The 8,178-nt window shown below is 58.1% G+C and carries 9 protein-coding genes and 1 pseudogene; 9 read left to right on the forward strand and 1 reads right to left on the reverse strand.

The window, feature by feature from the left end; genetic code table 11:
- The 9 genes and pseudogenes from EYW49_RS22440 to EYW49_RS22480 form a co-directional block, all read left to right on the forward strand.
- The coding region (locus tag EYW49_RS22440; protein WP_206365540.1) for a transposase at positions 1–183 on the forward strand (183 nt) is incomplete at its 5' end.
- A 67-nt stretch (positions 184–250) separates the two neighbouring features.
- Positions 251–907: pseudogene (locus tag EYW49_RS22445) on the forward strand (tyrosine-type recombinase/integrase); the annotation flags it as partial.
- A 95-nt stretch (positions 908–1,002) separates the two neighbouring features.
- Positions 1,003–1,305, forward strand: a complete 303-nt coding sequence (locus EYW49_RS22450) for a hypothetical protein (protein ID WP_131311938.1) — start codon at positions 1,003–1,005, stop codon at positions 1,303–1,305.
- Positions 1,302–1,733 (forward strand): type II toxin-antitoxin system VapC family toxin, encoded by a 432-nt coding sequence (locus EYW49_RS22455; protein WP_131311940.1) that lies wholly within the window; start codon positions 1,302–1,304, stop codon positions 1,731–1,733. Before EYW49_RS22450 ends, EYW49_RS22455 begins: the two co-directional genes overlap by 4 nt.
- 36 nt (positions 1,734–1,769) lie before the next feature.
- Positions 1,770–2,552, forward strand: a complete 783-nt coding sequence (locus EYW49_RS22460) for a DUF5131 family protein (protein ID WP_131311942.1) — start codon at positions 1,770–1,772, stop codon at positions 2,550–2,552.
- Between the two features lie 27 nt (positions 2,553–2,579).
- Entirely contained in the window at positions 2,580–3,848 is a 1,269-nt protein-coding gene (locus EYW49_RS22465) for a three-Cys-motif partner protein TcmP (RefSeq protein ID WP_131311944.1), read from the forward strand.
- The gene (locus tag EYW49_RS22470) at positions 3,845–5,233 is read left to right on the forward strand and encodes an SIR2 family protein (protein ID WP_131311946.1); all 1,389 of its coding nucleotides are present in this window, start codon (positions 3,845–3,847) and stop codon (positions 5,231–5,233) included. Before EYW49_RS22465 ends, EYW49_RS22470 begins: the two co-directional genes overlap by 4 nt.
- A 1-nt stretch (position 5,234) precedes the next feature.
- Positions 5,235–7,229, forward strand: a complete 1,995-nt coding sequence (locus EYW49_RS22475; RefSeq protein ID WP_131311948.1) for an ATP-binding protein — start codon at positions 5,235–5,237, stop codon at positions 7,227–7,229.
- A 17-nt stretch (positions 7,230–7,246) separates the two neighbouring features.
- Entirely contained in the window at positions 7,247–7,813 is a 567-nt protein-coding gene (locus tag EYW49_RS22480; RefSeq protein WP_131311950.1) for a hypothetical protein, read from the forward strand.
- Between the two features lie 195 nt (positions 7,814–8,008).
- Here EYW49_RS22480 and EYW49_RS22485 read toward each other — a convergent pair.
- Positions 8,009–8,178 (reverse strand): ATP-binding protein (locus EYW49_RS22485; protein WP_165498384.1); only part of this gene is annotated, 170 nt, incomplete at its 5' end.

Consider the following 8,178-nt stretch of genomic DNA (forward strand, 5'->3'; position numbering starts at 1 on the left):
CGACGAACCGAGGTCGTCGGCATCTTCCCCAACGAAGATGCCATCGTCCGGTTGGTCGGGGCGATCCTGCTCGAACAGAACGACGAATGGGCCGTCCAACGCTCCCGCTACATGACGCTGGAAACGATCGCCGCCATCGACGATGATCCTGCCGTCCTCGGCCTGCCGAACATGGCGGCCTGAGGACGCCGCCCATATCGGCGCGCCCGCTGGCCACCGGTCAGCTACACCACCTCTCGGGACACGATCAACCCTTGGGCAAATGCTGCGCAAGGCCGCCGAGAATGAGAAGTACGCGATGACGGTCGAGATCATACGGCTGATCGCCCTGACCGGCTGCCGTCGCAGTGAGATCATCGGCTTGATGTGGGACGAAGTGGACTTCGACGCCAGTTGTCTCCGCCTCGTTGACAGCAAGGAAGGCGACTCAGTCCGCCCGACGGGGTTGCCCGTCGTCGAATGTCTCGAGGAACGCCGGAAGGAGAAGGTGAGCAGCTACGTCTTCCCAGGCGAGCGCAATGCCGCCGCGTTTGGGAGTTTCCCAAACCATTGGGAACAGATTTTCAGGGCGTCGCCGCTCGCCGACGTGACGCCTCATGTCCTGCGGCACAGCTTCGCCAGTATAGCCAACGACCTTGGGTTCACCGAAATCACCATCGCGGCACTCGTCGGCCACTCCAAGGGTACGATGACCAGCAAGTACATCCATACGCTTGATACGGCACTTATTATGGCCGCAGACACCATCGCCGGCTACATCCTTGGGTTGCTGGATGGCATTGAGTTCAAGCAGACGGCTTACGCCTTGGACCGTGCCTCACGGCGAGCCGCCCTTGATCGCTTCCTGACCAAAGCGCTGGGGGAGACGCCGAGCGAGGATGAAGGGCCGACGCGCCAAGCGGCCTGACGTCGTATCAGTCAAACCGCCGCATCGACGCCTCTTAGTGGCTTGTCAGCGTGGGGAATTCGGGATATATATCCAGATATAGAATGGAGGCTGGCATGGGCAACGCCGCACAGAAGAGAGCAATTCAGAACTACCGCGCACGCCTGACGCAGCGCGGTTTCACGCGCTTTGAGATCATGGCGCTTGAATCTGATCGCGATTTGATCCGATCGCTTGCCCGCCGCCTCGCCGAGGAAGGGCCTGAGGCGGAGCAGGTCCGCGCGGCCATGAAGACGGTCGTCACGGGTGAACCGCCCAAGTCGGGTGGCATCCTGACCGCTCTGCGGCGCTCGCCCTTGGTGGGGGCCGAACTCGACCTGTCGCGCCCACGTGAAGAGGGGCGCAAGGTCAACCTGTGACACGTTATCTTCTCGACACGAACATCATCAGCAATGTCGTAAAGCCGCAGCCATCGGAAGCGCTGCTTGGTTGGATGGCGGTGCAACGTGACGACGATCTGTTTATCGCCTCACTGACGGTCGCCGAAATCCGACGCGGCATCCTGGAGAAACCGCATGGGAAGAAGAGAGATGCTCTCGATGCTTGGTTCGCCGGCCCCGAAGGGCCGCAAGCCATCTTCTCCGGCCGCATTCTCTCGTTTGACGACAAAGCCGGTTTGATCTGGGCGCGGCTCATGGCGGAAGGGAAGGCCACAGGACGACCTCGCAGCGCGCTCGACATGATCATCGCCGCAGTCGCAGGCGCCATGGATTGTGTGGTGGTGACCGACAATGAAAAGGACTTCGCAGGTATCCCGTTCGTCAATCCTATGCGCGGATCGGAATGATGTGGTGTCGGATAAAAGATAGCTCGGGAGGGCAGTATGGCTGAAACCCAGATCGAGTGGACCGACTCCACATGGAATCCCGTCGCGGGATGTTCGATCGTCACCGCTGGCTGCACGAATTGCTATGCCATGGAGATGGCTAAGCGGCTAGAAGCCATGGGCGTCGAAAAATATGCCGGGCTGACGCGGAAGACCGGTCGGCGAACCGTCTGGAATGGCGTTGTGCGCGAGGATATGGACGCGCTGACAATCCCGCATCGGTGGCGGAAGCCACGAAAGATTTTCGTGAATTCGATGAGCGACCTGTTCCACGAACGGGTCAGCGATGCTTTCATCCTCGACGTCTGGCAGGTGATGCGAGACACGCCTCGGCACAATTACCAAATCCTCACCAAACGCCCCGAGCGGATGGTAGAACTGGTCGCAAGCAAGATCGGTGAAATTCTACCAAATGTCTGGCTAGGAACCAGCATCGAAAACGAGGATGTTGTCGACCGCATCGCGCATTTGCGTAAGGCGCCTGCGGCGATCCGATTCATATCCTTTGAACCGCTGATCGGTCCTGTCGGCGCTGTCGATCTTGAGGGTATCCACTGGGCTATCGTCGGCGGGGAAAGCGGCAAGTTCGCCCGCCCGATCCGCGAGGACTGGATCGACGAAATCTACGCTCAATGTCTGTCGGCGGGGACGGCGTTTTTCTTCAAACAGTGGGGCACCTGGGGCAAGGACAACAAGAAGCGGTCCAAGAAAGCTAATGGGCGCGAGTATCGCGGACAGACCTGGGATGAAATGCCAGCCTCGCCTCGGGTGGTCGCGTAAAAGGTCGGGGACGGGCGGGGAAGAAAGATGGTCGAAAAGCGATACGAATGGGCTGATGGTGCGACTCTCGAAGAGCATTCGCGCCGTAAGCACAAGATTTTGCGTGAGTATGTCTTCGACTACCTGATCGTCCGCTGCAAGCTACCGCAACGTGAACGTTTCCGGCTTGCTATCGTCGATGGTTTTGCGGGCGGTGGCCGATATCGATGCGGCTCTCCGGGATCGCCGTTGATCTTCATCGAAGAACTGAAGCGTGCGGTGGAGGCGGTAAACACTCAGCGCGTGGTGCAGGGCCTTGGAACAATCGAGGTCGAATGCCTGCTGATCTTCAACGACGCCAGCCGGGATGCCGTCGAACTTCTAAAAACTCATGTCGCAGCGATGCAGGCCGACATCGCCGCGACATCCCCGAAGTTGCACCTGCGCGTGGAATACCTCAACGAATTCTTCGAGGTTGGCTACCCCAAGATCAAAGGACTTCTTGAGCGGGGACGCTACAAGAACGTCCTATTCAATCTCGATCAATGCGGAGACAGCCACGTCAATCGCGAAACGATTGTCGACATCATGCGCTCCTATGCCTCAGCGGAGATCTTCTACACCTTTATGATCAGCTCACTGTTGACCTTCCTGAAGAAAGATCAACCAGAGCAGCTTACGAGGCGGCTCGATTACCTTGGTATTAAGGGTGCTGACATCACTTCCCAGAACGACGTCATGAGCAAGAACGACTGGCTGGGCACCGCGGAGAAGCTGGTTTTCGAGGTCTTCCAGCGATGCGCTCCCTATGTCAGCCCGTTCTCGATCAATAATCCCGATGGCTGGCGCTACTGGTTCATTCATTTCGCCAACGCCTGCCGCGCTCGGCAGGTTTACAACAACATCCTCCACGACAACGCGACGCTTCAGGCGCATTTTGGCCGTTCAGGTCTTAATATGCTTTCCTACGATCCCCGGGACGACGAAGGCAGGCTCTATCTGTTCGACAACGACGGCCGATCCTCCGCGAAAGAGCAGCTTATGGGCGATATTCCTCGTCTCGTGACCGACGCCGGCGACGCTATGTCAGTCGCAGAATTCCATGAGAGCATTTACAATATCACTCCCGCTCATGCCGACGATATCCATGCCGCGATCATCGAAAACCCAGACCTGGAAGTAATCACACCAGCTGGCGGGGAACGTCGGAAGGCCAATACGATCGCGGCCGACGACATCATCAAGGTAAAAAATCAGCGTAGCTTCTTCCCCATGTTCCTAAACGCCAGTGTTGATCGCAGTGGGAGAAAGAAATGACTGCGCCTTCAATCCCTCTGATCGAATACCAGCTTATCGGTCTGACCGAAGACGGTGACGCTGGCGATCTGTTACTCGGGCTCGATCAGAAACATGGGCGCATTCGGCTTCAGGCGCTCATTTCCGAGTGGCTGCGCATGGAAAACCTCGTCGTACTGACAGGCTCCGGAACGTCAGTTTCCGCCGGCGGCAAGACGATGGCCAATCTGGAAACGGCGGTTTTCGACACTATTGAGGCTTTGCCAGACCTGCCGGCCTCTATTGCTCCTATCATCAAGTCGCGGCGAGATGCTGTCATCACCGCTGACTTGCTCGATGAACGAACATTGGGATTCGAGGCATGGCTCTCGTTCATCGCCAACGCTCTCGTTGTAGTTGAATCGACGGATACGCCATTCTCTGGCGTAACGTGGCCGGCAACGCCGGCACCAAGTCCCGCTGACCTGAAATGGTTCGTTGATCGACTTCGCATGGCTATCTTTGTCGAATGCGCGTTGTCGCTTCCCGACACGGCTGCGGCGAAATCGGCAAGCGACATCGCGCCCCAGCTCGCGTTTTTGTCCAAGCTAGTCGCCCGCGACAGCAATCTCGGTCGCACCCACCTCTTTACGTTGAACTACGATACCCTGTTCGAGCAAGCCCTCGAGTTGCTGGGAATTCAGTATTTCGATGGCTTCACCGGCCGCGCGGCTGCCCGTTTCGATCCGTCCGTCTATGGCCTGGATGTCTATTATCCCGGCGAAGTCGCGGAAGGTCGCGTTCGACGCTTCGACAAGTTTCTGCATTTTTACAAGCTGCATGGCTCCATTCACTGGTTCGAGCAGGATGGAGAAATGCGGGCGCGGCACCCCGATCTTGCGCCGTTTAAATCCTATGCGGCGAAAAGTTCGGCGGACAAAGCCACTTCGCTTGCGACGCTCTCAGGCCACGCGCCCTCGGTCGGCATCCTGCCCACCGCCAACAAATTCGCCCAGACGTTGACGATGCCCTATGCGCATCTGTTCCGGTCCTTTCAGGTCCGTCTTGGCATTCCCCAGACATTCCTGCTCGTCCTCGGTTATGGCTTCGGCGATGACCATGTCAGCCGGATCATCGAAAACGCATTGATGAACCCGTCACTGGTCATGCTGGTGATCGAGCCCAATCCCACCAGCCCCGTTATCGAGCGGATTCGTCGATACAAGGATCTCGGCAAGCGCGCCTTCGTCCTGTGTCCAACCGAATCCGCCTTTGCCGCAGCGAAGTTCAAGTACGCGACCTTCGATGATTTCGCCAAATCAGTTATGCCCGACGTGCAGTGGCTCAATGATTTCCTGCGCCTGCGGCGTTTCGAAAAGCAGATTGCCTCGTCCGCGACTCCGGTCGAACCCGATCTGGGAGCCTGAGATGGACAATCCGCGCCTCGTTGGCCATATCGTTGCAGTTCAGGGCTTTCGCGTGAAGGTCGAGCTGCTGCCCGAAACGCGATCCGCCATGCGCGCAACCCTCGACGGTGTTCAGACCGCGATCGCCATCAACGCCTATCTGACTTTCTCCCTTGGCGCCGGTGAAACCGTCATCGGGATCATCACCGATCTGGAGGCACGGGAAAGTTTCGATCCCACCAGTGGCGACGATCTCAGCCTGGAATTAATGAAACCGCGCCGGGTTGCCAGTGTGCAGTTGCTGGGCACAATCGAGCATGCCGACGACGAGCCTTCCTTCAGTCCCGGCATTTCCGTCCTTCCTACGCTCGACACGCCGGCGGAGATCGGATCGCCCGATATACTGCGGGCGGTTTTCGAAATACCTCCCCGGCGGAACAAGCCAGAGGACTATGACGAAAAGGATTTCGACTGCGATCTGAAAATCGGATTCCCAACCGGCCAAGCCCGCAACGTCGTGCGCGCATCATACAACGATCTTTTCTCGCGGCCTCTGGCGATTGTCGGCAATACCGGCTCGGGGAAATCCTTTTCGGTTTCGAGCCTCATTCAAAAGGCCATGAAGGCGCTCGATGGCGCGACCCAGGAACCGCATGTCTTCATTCTCGACATCAATGGCGAATACGCCAAAGCTTTTCCGCCTACAGAAACGGCAACGCGTTTACCCGATCGCATTTATCTCAACGGCAAAGAATTCAGCATTCCGCTTTGGTTTCTGAACGCTGAGGAAATCTGCGCCTGGCTCAGCGCGTCAGAACAAACGCAGGAGCCAGTGCTTAAAGACTGGTGGGCCATCGCCAAGGGTGGCAATGCCACGGTCGCCGCGAGTATGGGCTCACTCCAGAATGCCATGAGCGCACTGGACCAACTCCTCAGCGAACTGACCAAAATCAAGAAGAAGGCCGCCGGCTCTCATTGTGATGCCGTTACCGGGCACCTCGCCGGCACGGATATCGATACTACGGCATTTGAAGCTCTCTTCACCGCACACCGGACCGCCAACGACTACAACACCGAGGTCATGAATAATCAGGCGGCGATTGCCACGACGGCCGAGAAGCTCAAGGATGAAATCCGGGCGAAGATCGCTGCCGGGAGCGGCATAGCGGAGGCTGGCGCTCGCACGGCCGATTCCCCGCTTCTGATTGCTCGGTCTACACTGACCGACCCGTCGCTCATCAATCGCGCTGTATCGAAGGAAGATACCTTCCGCGTTGACGCACATCTCACCACTTTGAAGTTGCGTTTGAAAACCCGCCTCGACGACAAGCGCTGGCGCGCTTTCCTCAACTATGAAGAGGCTGAAACCAAAATTGAAAACCTGTCATCCTGGTTCGCCGGATTTGGGCTGGGCGCCGCGTCGGGGCCGAAAGTTTCCGTTCTCGACCTCTCCATGCTGAGCAACGAGGTGCTTCCCTATGCCTGCGCCGTCATCGGGCGCATTCTCCTGGAGGCGCGAGAGCGATTGCCGGCCGCGTCCCGCTACAAGCACCCTTGGGTTCTGGTGCTCGAAGAGGCCCATAACTATGCGCGGCCAGCCCGGTCAGATGAAGATCGTGGCCATCGCCTCGCCAGGCTCGCCTACGAACGGATCGCGAAGGAAGGGCGCAAGTTCGGCCTCTCCCTGATCATTGCCAGCCAGCGTCCGAGCGAGATCAGCCAGACAATCATCAGTCAGTGCGCCAATTTCATCAGCCACCGGCTCCAAAACCCCGATGATATTGATCATTTCCGGCGCATTATTCCCATGCAGGCGCGGAGGCTGCTCGATCAGGTGACGATCCTGTCGTCAGGAGAAGCGATCGTCTTCGGCAGCGCGTTTCATATCCCGACGCGAGTTCAGTTCGATCGGCCAGAGCCTGGACCCTATAGCCAGACTGCCGCGCCATATCACGAGTGGTCGAAAGAAAAAGATCCCTTCCCGTTGGCGCAAGTCATCGCCGCCTGGGGCGCATAGAAGGGCGCACAATACCGATGGCCTTCAAGTCGCTCGACACAATTTTGCAACCCGATCCTCGGTTCGTCGGCCTGTGTGTCGTCGAGAACGGTATGGCGCGTCAAATGACGCTCGCCGATCATCACGCTTGCCTCGCGGAGATTCAGTTGAACGGCGCCGCGCCGATCGACGTGACGGCGGCGTTTGACAGAGCTAGAAATGCTATAATCTATGCGCTTTTTGACTATGATCTTCTTGTCGTGGGCGAAGTTCAGGCACTTAGCGCCCTCGAGTTGGCGTTGAAATTTCGCATGAACGGTCATGGCGGATCGGCGCGCGGCACCTTGCGAAATCTTGTCGATCGAGCGCGGAAAGCTGGAGTCCTCCCGCAGGCGGCTCCCGGCAACTTGCCGCTGAACGATCCCATTGAGGCGCTTGTTGCTTTGCGGAACGGCCTTTCTCATGGCAGTGCGAACATTCATTCCCCCGGCATGGCTATGGGAATTCTGGAGGCCTGTTCGCAGTGGATCGACCACGTGTTTCCCACCCGACGTGACGATGATTGCAACCGTGAGCCAGCAGGGAAAGCCTTCCCCTACGGCTGAGCCAAGGTCTCTGCCTACCCCTTCGGCAGGGACAGCCCGCAACGCCCCTTCAGAGTGAGAGTGCAGATGGGTTTTCCGTGACGGGTTGAGTGCCGAGAGAGAGGCTTTCGGCGCCCGTCATGGATGTTGATTTCCGCGGAGAACTGACCCAGGCTTTCCACTGAGAACTGACCCGCCTTGATGATGGTCGGTTGGTCAGTTGGCGGTCAAGTTCCTCGTCTTCTCCCTGGTTGGTTTGGCCGTTTTCGCCGAACTGTTCTTGAAGCGGAAGCTGTCGTTCCCTGTCTCCAGGATGTGGCAGTGGTGGGTGAGCCGGTCGAGCAACGCGGTCGTCATCTTGGCATCGCCGAAGACGGTCGCCCATT

The organism is Siculibacillus lacustris (assembly GCF_004328075.1).
Taxonomy (GTDB): Bacteria; Pseudomonadota; Alphaproteobacteria; order Rhizobiales; family Ancalomicrobiaceae; genus Siculibacillus; species Siculibacillus lacustris.

Coding starts and splice junctions, on each gene's coding strand:
- EYW49_RS22450 (WP_131311938.1), top strand. CDS start 1,003: ATGGGCAACGCCGCACAGAAGAGAGCAATTCAGAACTACCGCGCACGC.
- EYW49_RS22460 (WP_131311942.1), top strand. CDS start 1,770: ATGGCTGAAACCCAGATCGAGTGGACCGACTCCACATGGAATCCCGTC.
- EYW49_RS22465 (WP_131311944.1), top strand. CDS start 2,580: ATGGTCGAAAAGCGATACGAATGGGCTGATGGTGCGACTCTCGAAGAG.
- EYW49_RS22470 (WP_131311946.1), top strand. CDS start 3,845: ATGACTGCGCCTTCAATCCCTCTGATCGAATACCAGCTTATCGGTCTG.
- EYW49_RS22475 (WP_131311948.1), top strand. CDS start 5,235: ATGGACAATCCGCGCCTCGTTGGCCATATCGTTGCAGTTCAGGGCTTT.
- EYW49_RS22480 (WP_131311950.1), top strand. CDS start 7,247: ATGGCCTTCAAGTCGCTCGACACAATTTTGCAACCCGATCCTCGGTTC.